General features: G+C 56.3%; 17 protein-coding genes. 3 read left to right on the top strand and 14 right to left on the bottom strand.

Annotated elements, in window-relative coordinates; genetic code table 11:
- Window positions 1-28: 28 nt before the first annotated feature.
- The 12 genes from recD to rppH form a co-directional block, all read right to left on the bottom strand.
- The gene (gene recD, locus SK54_RS06540; RefSeq protein ID WP_045340072.1) at window positions 29-1,849 is read right to left on the bottom strand and encodes an exodeoxyribonuclease V subunit alpha; all 1,821 of its coding nucleotides are present in this window, start codon (window positions 1,847-1,849) and stop codon (window positions 29-31) included.
- Window positions 1,846-5,388, bottom strand: a complete 3,543-nt coding sequence (recB, locus tag SK54_RS06535; protein ID WP_048246929.1) for an exodeoxyribonuclease V subunit beta — start codon at window positions 5,386-5,388, stop codon at window positions 1,846-1,848. Before recB ends, recD begins: the two co-directional genes overlap by 4 nt.
- Entirely contained in the window at window positions 5,385-8,267 is a 2,883-nt protein-coding gene (gene ptrA, locus SK54_RS06530; protein ID WP_045333550.1) for a pitrilysin, read from the bottom strand. Before ptrA ends, recB begins: the two co-directional genes overlap by 4 nt.
- 139 nt (window positions 8,268-8,406) lie before the next feature.
- Complete coding sequence (gene recC, locus SK54_RS06525) at window positions 8,407-11,781, bottom strand: exodeoxyribonuclease V subunit gamma (protein WP_048246927.1); 3,375 nt, start codon at window positions 11,779-11,781, stop codon at window positions 8,407-8,409.
- A gap of 12 nt (window positions 11,782-11,793) precedes the next feature.
- Window positions 11,794-12,117, bottom strand: a complete 324-nt coding sequence (locus SK54_RS06520) for a prepilin-type N-terminal cleavage/methylation domain-containing protein (RefSeq protein ID WP_023295356.1) — start codon at window positions 12,115-12,117, stop codon at window positions 11,794-11,796.
- The gene (locus SK54_RS06515; RefSeq protein WP_033487600.1) at window positions 12,102-12,500 is read right to left on the bottom strand and encodes a DUF2509 family protein; all 399 of its coding nucleotides are present in this window, start codon (window positions 12,498-12,500) and stop codon (window positions 12,102-12,104) included. Before SK54_RS06515 ends, SK54_RS06520 begins: the two co-directional genes overlap by 16 nt.
- Entirely contained in the window at window positions 12,497-13,057 is a 561-nt protein-coding gene (locus tag SK54_RS06510; protein ID WP_032619109.1) for a prepilin peptidase-dependent protein, read from the bottom strand. Before SK54_RS06510 ends, SK54_RS06515 begins: the two co-directional genes overlap by 4 nt.
- Window positions 13,048-13,512 (bottom strand): prepilin peptidase-dependent protein, encoded by a 465-nt coding sequence (locus tag SK54_RS06505; RefSeq protein WP_047726665.1) that lies wholly within the window; start codon window positions 13,510-13,512, stop codon window positions 13,048-13,050. The genes SK54_RS06510 and SK54_RS06505 overlap by 10 nt, the downstream gene beginning before the upstream one ends.
- 184 nt (window positions 13,513-13,696) lie before the next feature.
- The gene (gene thyA, locus SK54_RS06500) at window positions 13,697-14,491 is read right to left on the bottom strand and encodes a thymidylate synthase (protein WP_048246925.1); all 795 of its coding nucleotides are present in this window, start codon (window positions 14,489-14,491) and stop codon (window positions 13,697-13,699) included.
- A 6-nt stretch (window positions 14,492-14,497) separates the two neighbouring features.
- Complete coding sequence (gene lgt / locus SK54_RS06495; protein WP_003862787.1) at window positions 14,498-15,373, bottom strand: prolipoprotein diacylglyceryl transferase; 876 nt, start codon at window positions 15,371-15,373, stop codon at window positions 14,498-14,500.
- 228 nt (window positions 15,374-15,601) lie between these two features.
- Window positions 15,602-17,848: a phosphoenolpyruvate--protein phosphotransferase gene (gene ptsP, locus SK54_RS06490; RefSeq protein ID WP_015571752.1), complete on the bottom strand. Its 2,247-nt coding sequence runs from the start codon at window positions 17,846-17,848 to the stop codon at window positions 15,602-15,604.
- A gap of 12 nt (window positions 17,849-17,860) precedes the next feature.
- Complete coding sequence (gene rppH / locus SK54_RS06485; RefSeq protein WP_048246923.1) at window positions 17,861-18,391, bottom strand: RNA pyrophosphohydrolase; 531 nt, start codon at window positions 18,389-18,391, stop codon at window positions 17,861-17,863.
- Window positions 18,392-19,074: 683 nt separating this feature from the next.
- Between rppH and mutH the strand changes: the two genes are divergently transcribed.
- The 3 genes from mutH to SK54_RS06470 all read left to right on the top strand — a co-directional run bounded on the left by mutH (window position 19,075) and on the right by SK54_RS06470 (window position 21,287).
- Window positions 19,075-19,767 (top strand): DNA mismatch repair endonuclease MutH, encoded by a 693-nt coding sequence (gene mutH / locus SK54_RS06480; protein ID WP_017692735.1) that lies wholly within the window; start codon window positions 19,075-19,077, stop codon window positions 19,765-19,767.
- A 128-nt stretch (window positions 19,768-19,895) separates the two neighbouring features.
- Complete coding sequence (locus tag SK54_RS06475; RefSeq protein WP_003862794.1) at window positions 19,896-20,114, top strand: YgdI/YgdR family lipoprotein; 219 nt, start codon at window positions 19,896-19,898, stop codon at window positions 20,112-20,114.
- A gap of 132 nt (window positions 20,115-20,246) precedes the next feature.
- The gene (locus SK54_RS06470) at window positions 20,247-21,287 is read left to right on the top strand and encodes an NADP(H)-dependent aldo-keto reductase (protein ID WP_023295360.1); all 1,041 of its coding nucleotides are present in this window, start codon (window positions 20,247-20,249) and stop codon (window positions 21,285-21,287) included.
- A 93-nt stretch (window positions 21,288-21,380) separates the two neighbouring features.
- Here SK54_RS06470 and lplT read toward each other — a convergent pair whose 3' ends face one another.
- Window positions 21,381-22,574: a lysophospholipid transporter LplT gene (gene lplT / locus SK54_RS06465; protein WP_003862801.1), complete on the bottom strand. Its 1,194-nt coding sequence runs from the start codon at window positions 22,572-22,574 to the stop codon at window positions 21,381-21,383.
- A complete protein-coding gene (gene aas / locus SK54_RS06460; RefSeq protein ID WP_048246921.1) occupies window positions 22,567-24,726 on the bottom strand; it encodes a bifunctional acyl-ACP--phospholipid O-acyltransferase/long-chain-fatty-acid--ACP ligase in 2,160 nt (719 codons plus the stop codon). The genes lplT and aas overlap by 8 nt, the downstream gene beginning before the upstream one ends.
- Between the last annotated feature and the right edge of the window lie 161 nt (window positions 24,727-24,887).

Here is a 24,887-nt window from a genome sequence, read left to right as displayed (position 1 = left end):
ACCCTCTCCTGCTGGAGAGGGCGTTCACTCAGACAGATTCAAATATCACGCTTAATCCGCTTCTGCGCTCGGTACGGGTGGCAATCGCCTGACTCAACACGCGCTCATCCGCATACAGTGAAAGACGCTGGCGCGCACGGGTAATGGCAGTGTAGACCAGCTCGCGGGTCACAACCGGCGACAGCTGGGTCGGCAGGATCAGCGCCGCATGGTTGAACTCGGAGCCCTGAGATTTGTGTACCGTCATCGCCCATGCCGTTTCATGCTCTGGCAGGCGGCTGGGCTGGACGGACTTCACGCTACCGTCCGGTAGCTGGAACCAGACGCGCAGACCGTTACCGCGATCGAGCGCAATGCCGATATCCCCGTTGAACAGCCCCAGCGCACTGTCGTTGCGGGAGATCATCACTGGCCGGCCTTCATACCATCGCGAATGCAGCTGACGGTTAATTTTGCGTTTCTGCACCAGCAGCTGCTCCAGCCTGTCGTTCAGGCCCGCGACGCCAAACGGCCCTTCCCGCAATGCGCACAGAAGCTGGTATTCGCCAAATGCGGCGATGACCTGCCCGGGCTGACTGCGCTGCTGCACGCAGCTCAGAAAATGCTGGTATCCCTGGAGAGCCTCCTCAAGCATAGCCTGATACTCTTCCCCGCTTTGCAGCGATTTCTTTTCAATGTCAGTGAAGGTACCGTCAAACACCGTGCGCGTGGCGTGCCTGTCGCCACGGTTGACCGCCGCAGCCAGCTGGCCAATGCCGGAGTCGCTACCGAAACGGTAGCTTTTTTGCAGCAGGCACAGGCTGTCACGCAGTGCGCCCGCGATCGGCGTGTGATCGGGTTCAAGCGAGCAACCGGTCAGACGGGCGAGCTCCTGCGCCCGCGCGGGGGTATAACCGTAACTGGCGTAGGTACAGATATCCCCCAGTACCGCCCCGGCTTCTACAGAGGCGAGCTGGTCGCGATCGCCCAGGAAAACCACGCGCGCATGGGGTGGCAGCGCATCGATCAGGCGCGACATCATGGTCAGGTCGATCATGGAGGCTTCATCTACCACCAGCACGTCCAGATGCAGCGGATTGCCCGCATGGTAGCGCAGCCGCTGGCTACCCGGCTGCGCGCCGAGCAGACGGTGCAGAGTACTTGCTTCACCCGGGAAAAGCGCAAGCTGCTCCTGGGTGAGCGGCAGCCGTTGCATCGCACCGCCCAGTGATTCGGTCAGACGCGCCGCGGCCTTCCCGGTGGGCGCCGCCAGACGAATACGGCATCGCTGCTCGCCTGAAAGCTGTATCAGGGCTGCCAGCAGCTTTGCGACGGTCGTTGTTTTCCCCGTTCCCGGGCCGCCGGATATCACCGAGATCCGCCGCGTCAGGGCGACGGCTGCCGCCACTTTCTGCCAGTCTGTGGCCTCACCGGAGTCAAACAGCCTGTCCAGCGTCTGGCGAAGCTGTGCTTCGTCGCAGGGAAGCGGCGCATTGGTCTCACTAAAGAAACGCGCTACCGTCAGTTCGTTTCGCCACAGGCGGTTCAGGTATAAGCGCTCCCCCGTCAGGATCAGCGGTGCCTGGTTGTCTCCCGGCCCGACGGCTGACGATTCACGCAAGATTTTCTGCCAGTCCACCCTTTCCCCCAGCAGCGCAAAGCAGGACTGGAGGACAGGCGGCATTTTCTCGTCAACCACCAGACGCGAGAGCGGCAGACACACATGCCCCTCTCCGGCGTCTTTACTCAACAGGGCAGCGGCAAGCATCACGGCGGGCTGGTCAGCGGCAATCATCATGGCAAACTGCACGTCCAGCTGACGCAGCACGCGTTGCTCTACCGCATCCAGCAATAAGTCCTGCATCGTCATGCCATCTCCTCCGTGTTTGCTGCAAACAGGTTATCCATTTTATTAATCAATTCCGCATCCGGACGAGTACTGAAGATCCCGGAGCGCGGATCGGCAGCGTCGACCCCGCGCAGGAACAGGTAGATGACGCCGCCAAAATGATCGTCGTAGCGGTAATCCGCAATACGGTGGCGCAAATAGCGGTGCAGCGCCAGGGTATAGAGCTGATATTGCAGATCGTAGCGATGCATTTGCATGGCTGCCGCCATCGCCTGCTGGGTATAGGCTTCGCTGTTCTCGCCCAGCCAGTTCGATTTGTAATCCAGCAGGTAGTACCGTCCTTCGTGACGGAAGACCAGGTCGATAAACCCTTTCAGCATGCCCTGTACCTGACGGAAGTTCAGCGGCGGGCAACCAGCTGACAGCGGATCGTACTGACGGATAAGCGCATCGAGCGCGTCGGCCTTAAGCGGGCCTGCGACAGGCAGATAAAACTCCATCTCAACCTGCTTATTTCTTGCCGTTAACTGGCGAAGAGAGAAGCCCTGCGACGTCAGCGGCGCCTGCAAAATGGCGCTGATCCAGTCAGTGAGAACGGGCTGCCAGTGCGCGTCATAGCCTCCACTCTGCAACATCTTCAGCACCCACTCCTCACTGACAGGCTGGGTGAAATCAAGCTCTTCAAAGAGGCTGTGCAAAAAGGTGCCCGGCGACGCGCCGCGTGGGAACTGATGTGGAGTTAACGTCGGTTCAACCGGAACATCGCCCACCCCTGCGGCATCCACGTCCAGCTTCGGCATGAGATCCTGCGCAATACTTTGCCCGTGCTGTTGCAGGCCAGAATAGCTGGTGACGCGCCAGTCGTCGGCAAGCACCCGTGTGATCTGGCGCGCGTTAAGATCGGTCGCGGGCTCTTGCGCCATTTCCCAGCGGCTGTTGTCTGGCAGAGAAGGGATATGGAGGGCGATATCGTCTCCGCAAAGCGACTCAATACAGAGGCGCAACCCCGCCGCATCTTTCGGCTCACCACGCTGAATAAGCCGCCCTAAGGCGCTTAAATGGAAATCGCTCTCCCCTGTTTTCTCCCCGCGACGGCGGAAAACCGGCGCGACGCCCAGGCTGCAATGCCAGACAGAACGGGTCAGCGCCACGTAAAGCAGGCGCAAATCCTCCGCCAGACGCTCCGCTTCCGCCAGCTCAACGCTGGTTTCCGCCTTGCTGAGATCGAGCACCGCATCGAAAGTCTCGCGATCATGATAATAGGCCTGATCCTGAACGCGGTAGTTAGCGATAAAGGGCAGCCAGACCAGCGGATACTCGAGACCTTTCGATTTGTGAATGGTGACGATTTGCACCAGATGCTTATCGCTCTCAAGACGCATCTGCTGGCTTGAGGCGTTACTGTTTGGATCCGCGATTTGCTGCGCCAGCCAGCGCACGAGGGCATGTTCACTTTCAAGCTGGGTGCCGGCTTCCTGCAACAGTTCGCTGATGTGTAAAATATCGGTAAGACGCCTTTCACCGCCGGATGACGCCAGCATATTTTCGGCAATCTGACGCCGCGTCATCAATTCGCGCAGCATCGCCATGACGCCGCGTTTTTGCCAGCGTTCACGGTAATGGACAAACTCTTCCACCACCGCATCCCATGCGTTTTCGTCATGGTTGAGCTCATCTATATCGCGCGCGTTCAACCCCAGCATAGAGCTGGCCAGCGCGCTTCGAAGCGTATTTTCGCGCTCCGGGGCCAGCACCGCCTGAAGCAGCCAGAGCATTTCCTGGGCTTCCAGCGTGTCGAACACGCTGTCGCGGTTAGAAAGATACACTGACGGAATATCCAGCAGCGTTAGCGCATCGCGGATTAGCGCCGCTTCCTGACGACTGCGCACCAGCACGGTAATATCAGAGGCTTTAACAGGATTCGCCTGTTCCCACTTCCACAACAGCGCCTCGCCGCGCGCGCCTGCGCTCAGCCAGTCACGGATTTGCGCGGCGCAGTGCTGGGCCATCGCCGCCTGATAGTCGGCAACCCCATAGCCTTCCCCTTCCAGCAGCCAGAAGGTCATGGCGGGTTGCACCGCGCTACTGACTTCGAAGCGCAGGGATGCGTTTTTTGGGGCGGATTTCACCGGCAGGAAAGGGATTTCATTGAACATGAACGCCGTCTCCATACGGCTGAACAGCGCATTGACGCTCTTAACCATCCCCGGCGCGGAACGCCAGTTAGTGTCTAACGTGTAATGCGCGACAACCTCACTACGGGCTTTCATATAAGTGAAGATATCTGCCCCACGGAAGGCGTAAATCGCCTGTTTAGGGTCGCCTATCAACAACAGGGCAGTGTCGGGCTGCTGTCGCCAGATGCGGCGAAAAATGCGGTACTGCTGAGGGTCGGTGTCCTGAAATTCGTCAATCATCGCCACCGGAAAACGGGTACGGATCGCGCTGGCGAGCGCTTCACCATTCTCGCTGGACAGCGCCTCGTCCAGGCGGCTCAGCATGTCATCAAACCCCAGCTCGCCCCGGCGACGTTTTTCGCGCGCGACGGCCTGGCGGATCTCCGTCATGGCGCGTGTGATCATCAGGTCATTGAGCGTTAATGGCTCCGCAAGCAGCGCATCAATCGCCACAAACAGGGAATGCTCAGGCACAATGCCGTCGGCTTTGGTTCGCTCAGTCAAAAAGCGCTGCGAAAATTTTTCCAGCGCGTCCGGAAGCTGGTAGCCCCGCGTCTCCTCCTGGGCCCAGGCGCTGATCTTTTCGATCCACTTCCCCTGGTTCCCACGGTTGAACTTGCGTCTGTCGATGCCTGAGTTTTCGATGATTGTATCGATTTCACCAACCGACTCATTCCACTTCTGCTTAAGCGCGGCAATTTTAGCGACGATCTTTTCATGGCGCGAGGCCAGCGTTTCATCGGCAGGCGGCGGAGATTTAATGACCGGCGCTTCGCCTTGCAGGTAACGGTCGATAGCGCGAAGAAGCTCTTCCGGACCTTTCCACAGGGCGTGAACAGCTTCGGCAATGTCGCGCTGCAACGGATAACAGTGACGACGCCAGAAATCCGCACAGGCCTGATAGCGAAGCTCGGATTCATCTTCAATAAGCTGCTGCTCAAAGAGCATGCCGGATTCAAACGCATTCAGGCTCAGCATGCGCTGACAAAAACCGTGAATGGTGAAAACGGACGCTTCATCCATTTGCCGCTCGGCCAGCAGCAGCCATTGCGCAGCCTGTTGCTTATCCGCAATCTCGTCCAGCAGGCTGGCATAGAGGGGGTTATCCGTCGTCTGACGCAGACAGGCGATGCGCAGCTCATGAATGTTGCTGCGAATACGGCCACGCAGCTCGGCAGTGGCCGCTTCGGTGAAGGTTACCACCAGCAGCTCTTCCACGCTTAACGGGCGCGAAAAAGCGGCGTTGCCGCCGAGCCCCAACAGCAGACGCAGATAGAGCGCGGCGATGGTATAGGTTTTTCCCGTTCCCGCTGAGGCTTCAATCAGTCGCTCACCCTGTAGAGGTAAACTTAGGGGATCAAGCGGCTCAGCGGTATGGGTCATTCTTTCTTACTCCAGGGCATAGTTTGTTGCAGCGCGCTGACGCTCTTCCAGACGGTCCACTCTTTTGATTTTACGTAGTCCGTTTTCCCGTTCTGGCTGCCAGAAACCTGAGACAGGATGGCCATACCCTGCGGTTTTACTACCGCCTGATGGAAGAAATCGGCAACCTTTTGTGGCGTCAGCTGTTTTATTTCGGCCACTATTTTATCACGCGAATCAAATTTCATATTACCGCGATCAAAATCTTTGCTCAGCTGCGAGGCCTCTTCACCCAGCGTCTGCGGCGGCTGCATCACCTGGGCGATAACCGCCTGCTGGATCTGGGCAAACTCTTCCGGCTTCATGGCGCGCAGTTTTGCTTCCGCCTGCGGGAAGAACGCCTGATAACGTTGCCACAGGTAAGCGGGTTGCTTGTCGCTGCTTTGCAGAAGGAAGCCCAGCCCCCACTGACGGCCCACATTCATGGAGAAAGCGAACACCGCATAGCCCAGCTGCTCTTCGGTGCGCAGCTGGTTGTAAAACCACGGCTGAATAATTTGACCAAGCACCGCACTCTGGGCTGAGCTTGTAAATTCGTCATAACCGACAGGGACAAACACCGCGGCCAGCGCGGAATCCGTGCTGCTTCCCGCTTTTTCGAAGATCACGTTCTGTTTTTTCTCTACCAGCACATCCTGGTTACGGCACCACTCATCGCCTTTTGAACCCAGTTGCGCACGGACGTTTTGCGCCAGCGTTTTAGCCTGATCTTCGCTCATATTCCCTACAATCAGGAACTCAGGACGGGTATTGGTTTTCAGCGCATCACGGTAAGCCAGCACCTCTTTTAAGGTGACTGAGGGCAATAACGCGCGGCGATCTTCGCGCTGGAAGTACGGAATTTGCGACAGCATCTGTGCTGGCATAATCGCCTGATCGTAGGCTTTACCCTTCTCGGCAGAATCCATCATCTGGGCATACCAGGACTTAGCCTGCTCGAGCTGTTCTTCCGTAGGCGTATAGCTGAAATAACCGTCCAGCAGCGCCTGGAACAGCTGCGGCAAACGCTGGGTATAGCCGTTGGCATTCACCATCAGGCCGTTATTGGCGTTAGTGGAGAAACTGATACCGCCAACGGCAGCCTGATTGCTGAGCTGATCGAGGGCAATACCGGCCAGATAATCATTAAGCGCAAACAGCACCTGGTTTCTGGCGCTGTCCATTGCTTTGGGGTTACGCAGCACCACGCTAACATCCGCTTTTGGCTCGTCGGCGAAATAGCGGCTTGGGGTGTAGACCACGCGCAGCGTCGGCTCATCAACAATCAGCTCCGGGTGCGGATACGCCTTTGCGGGTTTGATCAGCGAGAAATCGTCCGGGATGTAGGGGTTAAGTTCCGGTAACGTCAGCGCAATTTCCCCCACCTTTTTCTGCCAGCCCGCGAAGGTCTGTTCGCTGATTTTTTCAACCTGATACGGGGCATCAACGAAGTAGGCCATTTTGTTATGCGGTTCGTTCGGGCTGATATACCAGACGCGGGCATTCTGCGGAGTCATCATCGCCAGACGCGCTTTGAGCGCTCCGGCGTCATACTGGTCGGCAATATTTACCGCATCCAGCGTATGTTCCACCGGCACGCGGATCATGGTATCTGCCAGCCACTCAACGTAGTCCATATCACGCGTGATAGAGGGATAGCGGAAATCGAGATCCAGCACGTGCGCCAGCTCGTCAAAGTAGCGTTTATCGACGCCTTTATCGCGCAGCAGAGAGAGGTAACTGAAAATGGCCGCAACGACGTCGTCCCGGTGAGCCAGCCCTTTATCGGTCAGCGTCGCGGAGATGGCCAGCACGCCGCTATTCCCATTTACAACGGGATCGGAGTCAGCGCGAATACCTTCCACCAGCCCCTGCTTTTGCAGCCAGTCGGAGAGCGTACCCGGGCTGCGGTTGCCGATAAGATACGTCACCAGCTCGTCGGTTTTGCTGCGGAACTGCGCCGTGTTGTTATCAATACGGAATTCAACGCGTAACACCTTGCGCGGCAAGGCCGGCACATAGTGAATAACAATGCCTTTTTGCGCGTCCGTGACAACCGGCACGTTAATCTGCGGCAGATCGATATTTTTATTTGGCACCCTGCCGTAGGTCTGCGCGGCCATGTTTGCCAGCGTCGGCAACGGTTTATTGCTGTAGATAACCGCTTTCATCAGATTGGCGGAATAGTATTTTTCACGAAACGCATGCAGCGCATCGAGCACCGGGCTACCTGGCTTGTCGCTCAGCGTTTCAAGGTTGCCGCCTGAGAAGCGCGAACCCGGGTGCGCCGGATTGATGGTTTCAGCGCTAACCTGCGCCATGCGCATACCGTCTCGCGTGCGCGCCATCGTCAGTTCGGCGTTCACGGCATTACGTTCACGGTCAGCGTATTTTTTATCCAGCAGCGGTGCGGCGATGGCATCCGCCAGACGGTCCACCGCCCCATCAAGCGCATCATTTTCCACTTCCAGGTAAAACGCGGTGCGATACGGCGCGGTACTGGCGTTGTGGCTGCCGCCATGCATTTTCAGAAATTCGGACAGGCTGTCAGGCTGTGGGTATTTTTTAGAGCCCATCAGCGTCATGTGCTCAAGGTAGTGAGCCAGTCCAGGATGGGCGTCAGGATCTTCCAGCGAACCCACCGGCACAACCAGCGCGGAGAGCGATTTCACCGCCTGAGGATCGGAAACCAGCAGCACGGTCATCCCGTTATCAAGACGAATCGCCTGATACTCACGGGTGTCCTTATCGCTCTTACGGATTGTTTCCTTGACAGGTTGCCAACCGGAATCGGCCTGAGTGACGGGAGCCCAAAGGGCGACAAACAAAACAAACGCTTTGAACAAAGTGCTGCCTGGCATTACGACCTCTTTATCACGGCTACATCATTAACAACGTGCGTGCTGGACACGCCAGCATCTCTTTCTTTGGGTACATCAGTCCGTGATAAGAGGTGCATCATAAATGAACACCTCATACTGCGCAATTTTTATACAGCACTCAGGACTGATTAAATTTGAACAACGGTAACAGGTAGCGTTGCGCCTCCTGGGTGATAATGTCGAAATATTCTGGCTCCAGCGTTCGCCATAAACGTTGATACCAGACATCGTCACCTTCGCCACGTACCATCATGTTCCCTTCGTAGGCCTGCAAAAACTTGCTGCGCGCTTTCTGGAGCGAAGCCTCATCCGTTAACATGGCATCATTCTGCGCGTCGTAACAGGCTTTTATCCACGCCCCCCCACTTTCAGGCAGCAAAAGCAGAGGTTTGTTCATGCCCTGACGGTAACCTTCAATATAAAGCGACAGATACGTCAACGCCTGCTCAGGCTCCATCGGCGGGAAACGCCATTCGCCGTCCTTACGTACAAACAACCGGCTTTCACCTTCGTGACCACTCGCACTGTAGACAAGATGTTCGAGCCAGAGTTGCAGGCCATGTGAAACGCTGAGCATGGATGGCCGCCAGCGCAGCAGCCCGTCAGACTGCACGTGCGTGAGCCAGCCGCTGAGGTGCATACCGTTACAATCGAGATCGATTTCAATGCTGCTCGCCGGCTGCCGACACGCGATAACGCGGTCAGCAAGCGCTCGCATCTCCTCGCACTGGGCATCCCAGACGATTTCGCCGAATGCACCATACGGAAGTAATCCCGACGCCCTGTAACGTCGGAACAGTTTACTGGCGTCTTCTTCGTCAACCAGCGCATTCAGAAGCTGGGAATTAAGCTTAAAACGCTCCAGCCCATCAAGAATAAACGGTTCCGCATCGGGGATTTCGCTCTCTTCAGAGCGGAAATTCACCTGCAAGCGTTGCTGGAAAAAAGCCCGGACCGGGTGCGCCCAAAAACGCTGTAGCTGATCAAACGAGAGGGTATCTATGACGCGCGGTTCGAGCGTCTGAATAAAATCGGTTTGCGGCGTCCCCGCTTTCTTCGCTGCGGGAAGCCACTCGCGGGCGTAGCTTTGCAGTTCATCAGGAACGTAATTGACAGGATCAAACGGCATACGGCTATGGTGACAGGTGATATGCGCTATCACCCGACGTTCGCTTTCGTCGCAGTTGCAGGCTTCATCGCCCGGCAGATAGTGACTCTGTCCGATGTAATCCACCAGCTCCTGCACCAGCACAGACGGGAAACGCTCGCTGTTGTCCTGAATTGAACGACCGATATAGCTGATATACAGCCTGCTTTGCGCAGACATCAGCGCCTCAAGAAAGAGATAACGGTCATCATCGCGGCGGCTGCGGTCGCCCCGCTTCGGTTGTGCGCTCATGAGATCAAAACCCAGAGGTGGAAGCGCACGCGGATAAATACCGTCGTTCATGCCAAGCAGACAGACCACTTTGAACGGGATTGAACGCATTGGCATCAGGGTACAAATATTCACCGGCCCCGCAAGGAAGCGCTGGCTGATGCGCTCCTGATCGAGACGTTGCGTCAGCTCATCACGCAGAAGCGAAAGAGGAACCGCCTCGTGATAGTGCGAATTAACCCCCTCATCAACGATGGCCTGCCACTGCTTCTCGATAAGCGCCATGGCCGCTTCAGTTTCGCTGTCCGGCAGGAAGAAATCACTCAGCATTTCGCGGCTAATCGGCAGCCACTCTTCGAGCGGGCGGGGCTGCATCAACGCACGGCGCCAGCGGTTGAGCTGCATAAGCAGCGAGGCTAAGTGACCAACCAGTTCCGCGATTAACCCACTGGACTCATCGTACGGCAGCACGTCATTCCATTCGCCGTGGATGCTCTCCATCGCATACCCCAGCAGCATGCGCGTCAGGCCAAACTGCCAGGTATGCTGGCCGGTCGCAGGCAGTTCAAACTCCTGGACGTTATCATCGTCGATACCCCAGCGGACACCGGATTCGTTGACCCACTGGCGCAGATAGCGCAACCCCTCTTCGTTAATGTTGAAACGTGCGGCCAGAACAGGCACATCCAGCAGTGCCAGCACATCCTCAGAGATAAACCGGCTATCAGGCAGCGAAAGCAGGCTGAGAAAGGCCTGTAGCGCCGGGTGTGACTGACGAGCGCGACGGTCAGAGATTGCGTAGGGCAGATAGCGGTCGCCCGTTGCGCTGCCAAATACCGCCTGAATAAACGGGCTGTAGCTGTCGATATCCGCCACCATCACCACGATATCGCGCGGTGTCAGGGTTGGATCGTCCTGTAACATGGCCAGCAGGCGGTCATGAAGAATTTCAACTTCACGCTGTGGGCTGTGGCAAACGTGGATCGCGATACTGCGATCGTCAGGATCCAGTTTTCGCTTATTGTCGCTTCGCGCAAACTCCTCGGCGGTGATCCCGGCAACGGCACGGTTTTCCAAATCCAGAATATCAAGCTGAATATTGTGCAGCAGGCTGTCCGGCGTAATATCCGCAAACGCATCCACATCCCCTTCTCCCGAGGAGGTGATTTCAGAAAGCAGATAAATATAGTCGCGTCCGAGCTTGCCCCACGAGGCAAGCAGCGGGTTCGGCAGGTTCTGAAACCCCTCTTCATCAAAAAGCTGCGCCGCATTTTCACTGTCTTTAAACAGCGGCACGGCGCGTTCCTCAAAGAGGCGCTTTCTCTGGCGGGTGACCAGCCGTGAAAGCCAGCGCGGATCCTGAATATCCCCCCAATAGTGTCGACACGGGTTGGTAAAGAGGATATGGATATCAGTATGCTTACCGAGCGCTTTTAGCGCGTTCAGGTAGACAGGCGGCAGCGCGGAGATACCGCAAATGAACACGCGTGACGGCAAACGGGCTGGCCGTTCTGCGCTGTTCTCAAGTATTGAGATAAAGCGATCGTACAGGTTAGCACGGTGCCACTTAGGCTGACCGAGTTTCCCGGTATGCTCGACCAGCGCTTTCCAGAGCGGCGCCTGCCAGATTTGCGCTTCCGGTAACCCATCGACTAATTCTCCCGCTTCCCAGCGAATCAGCCATTCTGCACGGTAAACCAGATACTGGTCATAAAGGTCGGCAGTACGTGAGGCAAGCTGGAAAAGTTTACGCTTGTCGGTGTCGTCATTCAGATAGTGCCGCAGCATGGCAAACTCATCATGCGCCAGCATGTCCGGCAGCAGCGTCATCAGTTTCCAGGCCATGCTTTGTTTGTTGAAGGCGCTCTGCTCAGGAATATCCGGCAGGACGCGAACAAACATCTCCCAGATAAAGCTCGCGGGCAGCGGAAAATCGATGTTCGCCGCAATGCCAAATTTCTGCGAAAGGGACATTTGCAGCCACTGCGCCATACCGGTGCTCTGCACCAGCACCATTTCTGGCTCAAACGGATCGTCAAGACGCTCTTGCTCAACGATATACTCCATCAGTGCTTCCAGCACATCCAGACGATTTGAGTGGTAAACCCTTAGCATAAACGCTCCCGACTAGCGGCTAACCGGGCAATGCAGACGCGTCAACGCGCCCTGCCGCCCCATAGGAGAAATAAGTGTGACCGTGATGCTGACACATCCGGACTGTGTTGTCTGCCCCCGACTGACCTGCCAGCCCGGCGGGAGCGTTAATGTTGAGATCTGCGACTGATTCCACGCATGATGCCATAGCTGACGATACTGGCTAAGCGCCGCATACCGGGCTGCCAGCGCGCGATGATAGCCGGATAACGCCATCACAACCACAACCAGCAACATCATTGCCAGCAAAACCTCAACCATGCTAAATCCTTTTTGTCTGCTCAGGGTAACTGACATAGCGTACTTTCCTTAAGGGGGCAGAAATCACTCCAGCCGTGGGCGGAAAAGCGTATCTGCCCCTCCGAGATGTCCCCGCCTCGCCATAGCAATAGATTGTCATTGCCGGCAATAAGCAACACACGCGCCCCAAACAGCCTTATACAGACCCGCAAACGTTGTGTCTGTTTGCACTGAACCTCTGGCTGTAAAACCCATTCCTGAACGCGCCCCCACTCCAGTGCAGATTGCACGGCAGCCTGCTGGCGAACAGACAAACTCTCGCCACTTACCAGCGTGCTAAAGGTTTGCAGCTGCTGATTTAATCCGGTGAGGATCAGCGTGCCGAGCACCAGCAACAGCAGGACCAGCGCCAGCGATGACATGCCCCGCTGACGATTCACAGATTAAACCCCGTTACGGTATGGCGAGCCGAAAAGGGTGCGGTCAGTTCACCTTTACGGCGGGCACGCAGCTCGATACTGATGACCGGCGCAAAGCCATCATGATCGGTTTTAGTGACCATAAATTGCTCTATCAGGACCCGATCCGGGTCGGTGAGCTTATCCCATCCCTTACCGTCACAGGATGTGGCGCCCCGCAGAGTTTCAAGCGATCCGGACTCAAGCCGGAATCCCGTACTGTCGTTTTCTGACGCGGTGCTATCCCACTGGCCGTTGCTGTTCGCATCCCATAGCACAATCGCACATCGTCCTTGCCTGCCGATGATCATCCCCTGCCCCTGGCAATGCCCTGCACAATATCCTGCCCTCTGAAACTGTTTACCGATCGCGAACAGACGTTGCCAGACCTCATCCTCCAGCTCCTGCTGTCCGGATTGCAGTAAAACACCCCGCTGTAGCCCCGGTAAAAAACGTGACGTGCTGAGTAACAGAATGCTGCTTATCGTCATCGCAATAAGCACTTCCAGCAGGGAAAACCCTTTTCGATTTACTGGCATGCACCTTCTCCTGCGGCATTACACAGCCTGATACGTCCGCCATTTGAGACAATAACCCACCACCCACCAGCGCGGCTCTGCACGCGGATATGTCCGGCCCATGCGGTATCCCTTAAACCGTAAAATCCCAGCGCAGGGGTTATGTCGCTTATCGTGACCTCGGGCCACATCGGCTTCATCACGAACGGTCCGCCGCTGTCACAACCGGTCACCGCTGAACTGGCCAGACACTCCTTTTCACCGTCGTTATGCAGCGCGATCCTGTGCTCGCTGTTGTGACGGTTGGCGTCATTGCGCAAAAACACCAGGTAATCCCGCACCTGGCAGGCGGTTTGCCAAAGCCGCTGCCGCTGCTGCCAGCTGTCCCAGCCATAGAGCCCTGTGGCGCTGAGGATCACTGTCAGCGAAACGGCGATAAGGGTTTCGATAAGCGTAAAGCCTTGTTCGTTTTTCATGGCGGGAGTGTGGCGGAATAGCAAAAACGGTGCGAGCGTCAAACCAGAACTTTACGAGCCGCTTTCAGGAGATTTTCACCCGTTGCAACGCGTTGCATCGTCTCTGGAAACAGGCTCGAAAAACAAAACGGGCGTGAAAAAAAACCGGCGCTAAAGAGCACCGGTTGTGTCAGGATTTGCCGTATCAGATGGCGACAGGAGCTTTAATGCCGGGATGCGGGTCGTAACCCTCAATCTCGAAATCATCAAAACGGTAATCGAAGATCGATTCCGGTTTACGTTTGATCACCAGCTTCGGCAATGCACGCGGTTCGCGCGTCAGCTGGAGATGCGTCTGTTCCATATGATTGCTGTAGAGGTGGGTATCACCGCCCGTCCAGACAAAATCGCCCACTTCAAGATCGCACTGCTGCGCCATCATGTGCACCAACAGCGCGTAGCTGGCGATGTTAAACGGCAAGCCGAGGAACACGTCGCAGGAGCGTTGATAGAGCTGGCAGGAGAGCTTGCCGTCCGCCACGTAGAACTGAAAAAACGCGTGGCAAGGCGCCAGCGCCATTTTATCCAGTTCCCCCACGTTCCAGGCAGAAACAATAATACGGCGCGAGTCCGGGTAATTTTTCAGCTGGTTCATGACGGTCGTGATCTGGTCAATATGGCGGCCGTCCGGGGTAGGCCACGCGCGCCATTGCTTGCCGTAGACCGGCCCCAGGTCGCCGTTCTCATCTGCCCACTCGTCCCAGATGGAGACATTGTTTTCATGCAGATAAGCAACGTTGGTATCGCCTTGCAGGAACCAGAGCAGTTCATGAATGATCGAGCGCAGATGGCAGCGCTTCGTTGTCACCAGAGGAAAGCCTTCTTGCAGATTGAAGCGCATCTGGTGGCCAAAAATGGAGAGCGTACCGGTGCCGGTACGGTCGTTTTTCGGCGTGCCCTCGTCGAGCACTTTTTTCATCAATTCAAGATACTGTTTCATGATTCCTCAGGAAAGTTGTTGCTGTGGACGACGACGATACGCCCAAATCATCATAATGGCACCCGCGACAATCATCGGGATGGAGAGGATCTGCCCCATGCTGATGTACTGTACCCATTCCCCGGTAAACTGCGCATCCGGCTGGCGGAAGAACTCGACGATGATACGAAACGCGCCGTAGCCAATCAGGAACAGACCAGAGACAGCCCCCATTGGGCGCGGTTTGCGGATATACAGATTCAGGATGATGAACAGCACCACGCCTTCCAGCGCCAGCTCATAGAGCTGTGACATATGGCGCGGCAGAACGCCGTAGGTATCGAAAATAGACTGCCACTCAGGATGCGAAGGCAGCAGCGCGATGTCCTCCGCGCGGGAACCCGGGAACAGCATGGTAAACGGCACGCTCGGATCGACACGCCCCCACAGTTCACCGTTGATGAAGTTGCCCAAACGCCCTGCGCCCAGCCCAAACGGGATTAACGGCGCAATAAAATCAGCCACCTGGAAGAAGTTGCGTTTGGTGCGTCTGGCGAAGATCACCATGACCAGGATCACACCAATCAGCCCGCCGTGGAAAGACATGCCACCGTCCCAGACGCGGAACAGATAGAGCGGGTCGTTCAGGAATACCGGGAAATTATAGAACAGGACATAACCGATGCGACCGCCCAGGAACACGCCGAGGAAGCCGGCATAAAGCAGGTTTTCCACTTCGTTCTTCGTCCAGCCGCTGCCTGGACGACTGGCGCGACGGCCAGCAAGCCACATGGCAAAGACGAAGCCCACCAGGTACATCAGACCGTACCAGTGCAGCGCTACAGGTCCTATTGAGAAAATAACCGGATCGAATTCCGGAAAATGCAGATAACCACTGTTCATCTGTCACCACAAGATGTTGTTATTCCGCTGAAAGTGGACAGCGGGTGAATTGCATTCCCGCCGTTGGCAGGTGCTCCAAAGTTGCGAATCATAGCATAAGGCAGGCGCGGAGGATGCGCCTGAGATGTAAAAGATGTGTATAGGGTTTCATGCGCGCTGTTCCCCCTCACCCCATCCCTCTCCCTCAAGGGAGAGGGGGTCGTCGGAGCCGTCATTATTTTGTGGGGATCAGCGGCCGCCCCGGATCAAACCGCCCATGCCGCGTCGCTCCATAAACGCAGCCACCTGATGGCGCACTTCGGCTGCCAGCTGTGCTTCCAGGCTACGCGCGGCCAGTTCGCGCGCCTCATCTTGTTCGATGTGACGTAACAGGTATTTCACACGCGCAACGGAACGTCCGTTCATTGACAGGTGACGGAAACCGAGACCAATCAGGATCGCCACGCACATCGGATCGCCGGCCATTTCACCGCACAGGCGCAGGTCGATATTATGCTGCTCGGCTTCGCGGGCGATCATCGCCAGGGCACGAAGCATCGCCGGATGCAGGCTGTCGTAGATGCTGGCAACGCGCGTATTGTTGCGATCGACTGCCAGAATGTATTGCGTTAAGTCGTTGGTGCCAACGGAGATAAAATCAACGCGGGTCGCCAGCTGCGGCAACATAAAGACCATCGAAGGCACTTCAAGCATCACGCCAATACGGGGTTTAGGGATCGCATAGCCGATCATCTCTTCCACTTCGCGCCCTGCACGTTCTATCAACCGCCGCGCTTCGTCGATCTCGTCAATACTGGTGACCATCGGCAGCAAAATGCTGAGATTCCCCGTGGCCGCGTTGGCACGCAGCATCGCACGAACCTGGATAAGGAAGATTTCCGGCTGATCGAGGGTTATGCGGATCCCACGCCAGCCGAGGCAGGGATTCTCTTCACTGATGGGCATATAGGGCAGTTGCTTATCCGCGCCGACGTCCAGGGTGCGCAACGTGACGGGTTTATCGTTAAACATCTGCAACATGCCCTGATACTGCGCCACCTGCTCCTCTTCTGACGGGAAGCCGCTTTGCAGCATAAACGGTATTTCGGTGCGGTAGAGGCCGATGCCATCGATGCGGCTGCCGAGCTTCTCTTCATGCTCAGGGCTTAAGCCAGCATTGAGCATCACCTTCACACGCTCACCGCTCTTGAGCTGCGCGGGCAGGTTGACGTCATCTTCCGCCAGCTTGCTTAATTCATTCTCTTCGCTGATAAGACGCTGGTACTCCTGAAGGAGAACCGGCTCAGGATCCACCAGCAACTCACCGCGGTATCCGTCCACCACCAGCGTACGGCGGTGCAGTACGGAGGGCTGAATATCCGCCCCCATCACGGTCGGAATACCGAGCGCGCGCACCATAATGGCGGCATGGGAGTTAGCTGCGCCATCGCGCACCACTACGCCCGCCAGCCTGTCCTGCGGTAATTCCGCCAGCGTCGTCGCCGAGAGTTCATCGGCCACCAGTACAAACCGGCTCGGCCAGGCATTCGCCCCCTGAATAGTATCATCAAGGTGGAACAGCAGACGTTGCCCAAGCGCGCGTAAATCGCCGGCGCGCTCTTTCAGATAACCGTCAGTCAGCACCGCAAACTGCTCGGCAAATTTTTCAATGACCTTTTTAACCGCCCACTCTGCCACCGAACCTTTATCGACCTCGGCAAATAACTCACGACGCAAACGCGCATCGGAAAGCAGGTGTGAGTAGAGGTCGAAAATGGCCGCCGTCTCTTTTTGAGCGCCAGCGGCAAAGCGTTTGCTGTAGCGACGAAACTCATTCGCCGCCTCTTCCAGCGCAGCGGTAAGCCGTTCGCGCTCAAGCGCTTCATCCAGCGTCGAGGCTTCATAGACCTGCTCCATCAGGGGGAGCGTGGCATCCATCCAGCCTTCGGCAATCGCGACGCCCGGCGAGGCCGGAAGCGCGCGGATGCGGGTATGACGATACTGCCCAAAAAGGGCTGCCAGCTGAGACTGGGAGAGGATCGCAGCCATCTGCGTTGCCAGCGTGACGAGGAAAGACTCCTCGCTTTCGTCGTACTGCCGCAACTCTCGTTGCTGGACAACAAGCACGCCAAGCAGTTGACGGCGCTGAATAATCGGCACGCCAAGGAAAGCGCGGAACCGCTCCTCTTTGACGGAAGGGATATATTTGAAGCTGGGATGTTTTTGCGCATCGGCAAGGTTGATTGGCTCCGCCAGTCGCCCGACCAGGCCAACAATACCTTCATCAAACGCGAGCGTGACGGTGCGTCCCCGTGGTTTTTTTAAACCGCGGGTTGCCATCAGGTAGTAGCAACGTCGGTCATGGTCGGCCAGGTAGACCGAACAGACCTCGGTTTCCATCGCAAGACAGATGTCCGTCACCAGAATATTCAGCGCCTCGTTGAGGCGAGGCGCACTGGCAACCTTTTCAACTATTTCTCGCAAGCGGGTGAGCATGATTTGCGTAGCTTAACCTCTTTTACGTCGCCAGGCAGGTGCGCTCTGTGGCTTCGGAGGCGTCTCCTGAAGCTGCATCACGACACTTGCGAACTCTTTCATCACCCTACGATATACATCGCGCTTAAATGACACGACCTGACGAACCGGATACCAGTAGCTTACCCAGCGCCAGCCATCAAACTCTGGCGTGCTGCTGGTTTGCATATTGATATCTGAATCGTTGCCCACCAACAGCAAAAGAAACCACTTCTGTTTCTGGCCGATACAAACCGGCTTTGTGTCCCAACGCACCAAACGTTTCGGTAACTTGTAACGCAACCAGTTGCGGGTCGAAGCCAGGATGCGAACATCTTTTCGGCTTAAACCAACCTCTTCAAACAGCTCCCGGTACATCGCTTGTTCTGGGGACTCTCCGGGATTGATCCCGCCTTGCGGGAACTGCCAGGAGTGCTGACCATATCGCCGGGCCCACATCACCTGGCCCTGACGATTACAAATTACTATTCCTACGTTTGGGCGGTAGCCATCGTCATCAATCACCGGACTACCCCAAACTAAATCTGATATATGAATGATTGTTTCACACTACAGGGAGGCGGTAAACCACTCTCTTACAGGCCTGCAACCTAATAACATTTGAATAACTCACAATTTAGTGCGGAGTTATAAACAGATGCGGCCGACAGAGACCATTTTTATTCACCTTTTCTGTGGATATAGTTGTGAAGAAGTGCGGAATTACCGATGAACAACCTTGTAGCCCGACGAGCCGCCAATCTACCCCGCTTATAATAAATCATTTAAATTCATATGATTATATTGAAATTAAGGGTATCCAGGGCGATAAACGTGACGATCATCACATCAAAGATCCTCCTGCTGATGAAAGATCGAACAGCGTCGGTTTTATCCACAGTTTGTGCCAATAAGTTAGGCACAATTTGTGTGAAAATTCGATTTTCATCGCACGTCAAGGCTGTAAATTGAAACAGTAGTGGCAGTTATTCCCAGTTATCCCATTTTTCTGTGGATAACATGGTGTAAGATCCTGTTTATTGTCAGTGACCAGAATTGCACAACCTGTTTTTTAGCCGCCGCGGGACGGATTGTATTCTAAAAAAGATGATATAAATCACCCACATGGAATAGGTGCACAGAAAAAGGTAAACTCTGTCCACAAGGGATAAAATATCAGCTCATTTTTTAATCAAAAGGTCGTTAGCATGCATTCTCTCGCCCCACTGCTCTCTCCTCCCGTCAGTGAAGCCCAGTTGCTCCAGCAGGCACAACGCCTGGCAGGCTATTCACTGGGCGAGCTGGCCGTGATGGCGGGGTTGACGATACCTAACGATCTAAAGCGTGATAAGGGCTGGATCGGCGTGTTGCTGGAACGCTGGCTGGGCGCAAGCGCGGGCAGTAAACCCGAGCAAGATTTTGCGGCGCTGGGGGTGGAACTGAAGACGATCCCCATCGATAGCCAGGGGCGGCCGCTGGAAACCACCTTTGTCTGCGTTGCGCCGCTCACGGGTAACAGCGGAGTGACATGGGAAACCAGCCACGTCAGGCATAAGCTGAAGCGGGTGTTGTGGGTACCCGTTGAGGGCGACAGGCAGATCCCGCTGGCTGAGCGTCGCGTTGGCGCCCCGCTGCTCTGGAGCCCGAATGAAGAAGAGGAGAGACAGCTTTCCCAGGACTGGGAAGAGCTGATGGACATGATTGTGCTGGGACAGGTTGAGCGTATCACCGCCCGGCATGGCGAAGTGCTGCAACTTCGTCCCAAAGCCGCCAACAGCAAAGCGCTCACTGAAGCGGTAGGCGCACAGGGCGAACCGATCCTGACGCTGCCGCGCGGTTTCTATCTTAAAAAGAATTTCACCGGGGCGCTGCTGGCACGCCACTTCCTGTTGAAAACATAGTTTTTTACCAATTTTGCGCTCCGGCTAACATAATCTCCTCCTTTTTAAGATTTCCCCCCTTTCACCTGTCGTAATATCAGGTTATTACTACACTATGATTTGATACGAGCCAGGTGAGGATGAGAACGATGAAAAAATGGGCAGTAATTATCTCAGCAGTCGGTTTAGCGTTTGCGGTATCGGGTTGCAGCAGCGACTATGTCATGTCAACGAAAGATGGTCGTATGATCCTGACCGATGGCAAACCCGAAGTCGACGACGATACCGGTCTGGTGAGTTACCGCGATCGCGAAGGCAATCAAATGCAGATTAATCGCGACGAAGTCTCCCAGATCATCGAGCGTTAAACAGATAAAGGTCAGTAGCTTGCTGGCCTTTTTGATTTTTTCCTTCCCCTTTTGCCTTCCCTCTGCCATGTTTATATTCCTTTGTCGGGAGGTTCCTGACGCAGTCTGTATGTCTAAAAAAGGAAACCGGCTATGCATTATCACCGTATCCCCCACAGCGCTCTGGAGATCAGCCAACTGGGGTTGGGCACCATGACATTTGGTGAACAAAACAGCGAAGCCGATGCCCATGCACAACTCGATTACGCCGTCAGCCAGGGCATTAACCTGATTGACGTGGCGGAGATGTACCCCGTTCCTCCCCGCCCGGAAACACAAGGTCTTACTGAAACGTATGTCGGCAACTGGCTGGCGAAACGCGGCAATCGCGAAAAGCTGGTCATCGCCTCCAAAGTCAGCGGCCCTTCCCGTAATAACGATGCCGGGATCCGCCCTAACCAGATCCTCGATCGCAAGAATATCCGTGCCGCGCTGGATGCCAGCCTCAAGCGCCTGCAAACCGACTATCTCGATCTTTATCAGGTGCACTGGCCGCAGCGTCCGACGAACTGCTTCGGTAAGCTTGGCTACACCTGGAACGAAAGTGCTCCGGCCGTTACCCTGCTGGAAACGCTGGAAGCGCTCACGGAGTGCCAGCGGGCGGGTAAGATCCGCTACATTGGCGTTTCCAACGAGACGGCGTTTGGCGTGATGCGCTATCTGCATCTGGCCGATAAACACGATCTGCCGCGCATCGTGACCATTCAGAACCCGTACAGCCTGCTGAACCGCAGTTATGAAGTGGGTCTGGCGGAGGTGACGCAGTACGAAGAGGTGGAACTGCTCGCCTACTCCTGTCTGGGCTTCGGTACCCTGACGGGCAAATACCTGAACGGCGCGAAACCGGCTGGTGCGCGTAACACGCTTTTCAGCCGCTTCACCCGCTATAGCGGCGAGCAGACGCAAAAAGCCGTTGCGGCCTACGTGGATATCGCGAAACGCTACGGACTCGATCCGGCGCAGATGGCGCTGGCCTTCGTGCGTCGTCAGCCGTTTGTGGCGAGTACCCTGCTCGGCGCAACGACGATGGATCAGTTGAAAACAAATATTGAGAGTTTCCATCTGAACCTGAGTGAAGAGGTATTAGCGGAGATTGAAGCGGTGCATCAGGTTTATACCTACCCGGCACCGTAATAAAAGCAAAACGGCAACGTGCGTTGCCGTTTTTAGGGTTTTCACCCTCTCCCCGTGGGAGAGGGCCGGGGTGAGGGCATCAGGCCGCACAATTCAACGACGACGCTGCCAGACCCACAGACCGCTAATCGCCAGCGCGAACAGCGCGCCGAATCCTACCCCGATTGCCACGACCGGCGCACCTGCTTTTACCGCCAGCGAGTAAATTCCCAGCATCAGTAACATCGCCATGTTTTCACCAAGGTTTTGCACCGCAATGGCGTTACCCGCCCCAACGGTCTGCTTGCCGCGCTCCTGCAACAGCGCGTTTAGCGGCACCACAAAGAAACCGCCTAACATGCCGATCAGCAACAGCAGGGCATAGGCAGGCAATAGGGCATGTTGCAGGGAGAAGAACAGAACGCCGACGCCAATCAGGATCCCCGCAGGCATGCAGCGCGCGACGGTTTCCAGCGTCACCAGTTTTGCCGCAGCCCCGGCCCCGACAACAATCCCGACGGCGACCATGGCATTCAGATAAGTCGGCGTGGCGTTGTCAGTAATGCCCAGCGCCACCGGCACCCACAGCACCAGCAGGAAACGCAGCGTAACGCCGGCCCCCCAGAACATGCTGGTGCCCATCAGCGAGAAGCGTGTTTCACCGTTACGCCACAGTACGCGGCAGGCGTTGAAGAAGCTGCCGGTCATTGGCCCGAAGCGCCAGGATTGCCCCGGACGCGCCACGGCCAGTTTGGGGATAAACAGGTTGGCGATCACCGCGCCACCGTACATCAGGGCGCAGATGCCAAGCGCGGCGAGCACATGCCAGTCTGCCAGTACGCCACCCGCCACCGAACCCAGCAGAATAGCCGCAATGGTGGAGGACTCCATCAGGCCGTTGGCCTTCACCAGCTTATCACCGGTGGTGAGCTCACCCAGAATACCGTACTTCGCCGGGGAGTAGGCTGCCGCACCAATGCCCACCAGCGTGTAGCCGACAAACGGGTTGATACCAAAGCAGATACTTGCCGCGCCCAGAAGCTTAAGGCTGTTGGCAAACATCATGACCCGACCTTTCGGGAAGCTGTCCGCCACCTGGCCGACAAACGGCGCAAATACGATGTAAGCACCCACAAACACCATCTGTAGGATCGGCTGGCTCCAGTCGGGATAAAACTCAGCTTTCAGCAATGCCAGCGTGGCAAACAGCAACGCGTTATCGCCGAACGCGGAAAGAAACTGGGCGGCGATAACCGCCATCATGCCTTTCGACCAGATTGAAGTGTTAGTGTGCACTGACTCACGCATTTTGCTGTTCTGCCTCTTCAACCATGCCCTTCAGGGTCACGAAATCGGGTTTACCGCTGCCCAGCACCGGTAACTGTTTGAGGTAACGAATATCGCGGGGGACCGCCAGCTCTGGGATACCGTGTTCGCGTGCATACCTGAGCAGCGCATCACGCTTCAGTTCACCGTCTGTCGTGAAGAGCACCAGCGCCTCGCCTTTACTGGCATCACTTTTCACCACGGTCGCATGCATTTTCTCCGCCGAGACTGCGGTCGCCAGCGTTTCGACCATTTCAAGAGAGACCATCTCCCCGGCGATTTTGGCGAAGCGTTTTGCACGTCCCTGGATCTGCACGAAGCCCTGATCGTCGAAGCGCACGATATCGCCCGTGTCGTACCAGCCCGTTTCAACCTCGCCATTGACGTTCTCGGCCGTCGGCGCCTCAAGCACGCCCGGGTTTTCCACACGCAGATAGCCGTTCATGACGTTCGGCCCTTTCAGTTGAAGACGTCCTCCGTCTTCAATACCCGGCACCGCCAGCAGACGCGCGTCCAGCCCCGGCAGAATGCGGCCAACCGTTCCCGGTTTTGCCGCCATCGGAACGTTGATGGAGACCACCGGCGCGCACTCCGTCACGCCATAGCCTTCCAGAATGCGCAGGCCAAACTTGTCCTGCCAGATCTGGCGCGTGCTGTCCTGGAGTTTTTCCGCGCCCGCCACCACGTAGCGTACGCGGAAGAAATCATACGGGTTGGCGAAGCGCGCGTAGTTACCGAGGAAGGTGGACGTCCCGAACAGCACCGTGCAGTTACGGTCATAAACCAGTTCCGGCACAATGCGGTAGTGCAGCGGGCTTGGGTAGAGGAACACCTCGGCACCGGTCAGCAGCGGCGTAAAGAGACCCACGGTCAGACCAAAGGAGTGGAACAGCGGCAGCGCCGACATAAAGCGATCGTTGGCGGTAAAGTCAGCAATGGTTTTAATCTGTTCGACGTTCGCCAGAATGCTTTTGTGACTGTGAACCACACCTTTCGGGTTGCCTTCAGAGCCAGAGGTAAAGAGGATAATGGCATCATCCTCCGGCTGCTGCTTAACCTGCGCCAGACGCGGCATCAGCAGGTGCGCGAAAATCCACAGCTTGTCGGCGGTCGTGACGTCTGCTTTCAGATCTTCCAGGAACACCCAGCGCACCTGCGTCAGCTGTTCCGGCAGGTGCCACAGCTTGCCTTTATCCAGGAACTGGCGGGAGGTAAAGATGGTGTTGATTTGTGCTGCGGTAATCGCGCTGGAGAGCCCTTTCACGCCCGCCGTGTAGTTCATCATCGCCGGAATGCGGCCCCGGGAGACGGCACCAAAGATTACCGCCGCGCTGATACCCGCGTTTGGCAGCATCAGGCCGATCTTTTCGCCCTGTTTACTGTACTTTTCCAGGATACGCCCGACAAACAGCGTTTTGGTCAACAGCTTACGGTAGGTATCCGGCGTAAAACTGATGTCTTCGATGCAGTTTTTCTTCGCACCGTAGCGATACTGCGCCGACAGAAACGATTCATACAGCGTTTCGCGCGGGCGAACGGCCATGCGCGCTTCCATCATAATCTGGTGCAGCATTTCCCCGGCGATTTTACGGCGGTCGCGCGCGCGCGGCGCCTCGGGCATCGGCAGTGACGTCGGCGGTAATATATGCAGGGTAATTTTCGGGAACAGACGCTGCTTCACCAGCCCTTTCAGACGGCTGAAAAAGGTCAGCTCAGCCCCGTCGATGCGTAGCGGCACGACGGTGGCCTGAGACTTCGCCGCGACAAAACCGGCCCCGTCGTAAATTTTCATCAGGGAGCCCGTCACTGAAATACGCCCTTCCGGGAAGATAACCACCGGGCGCCCCTGCCCAACCAGACGCACCAGATGTTTAATCATCATCGGTTTGGTTGGATCGAGCGGGACAAAATCAATCAGCGGTTTGAGCCAGCGCATGTACCATTTTTCACTGATGGAGCTGTAAACCGCGAAGACGGGGCGCACGGGCAAAAACAGCGCCAGCAATACGCCATCAAGAAAAGAGACGTGATTCGGTGTGATAAGCACACGCTCGCCATAGAGTGCCTGCGTATTGCCAGTCACGCGGATGCGAAACAGGACACGAAACAGTGTGCGGAAGACCCCAAAAAGCATTTCAACTCCCTTTGCCAGCCAGTGTGAAAGGTATAAATGGTGGCAGATTACACGAGAAGTAGTGAGGGAGCGATAGCAAAAACAGAGGCGAAAAAAAACCTGCGCATCCGCGCAGGTTGGTGCAAGAGAAGAGTACGAAAACGTACCAGGAATTCTCACCA

Source organism: Enterobacter sp. MGH120 (assembly GCF_001037725.1).
Lineage (GTDB): Bacteria > Pseudomonadota > Gammaproteobacteria > Enterobacterales > Enterobacteriaceae > Enterobacter > Enterobacter hormaechei_C.
This window is presented reverse-complemented; position numbering and strand designations above follow the sequence as displayed.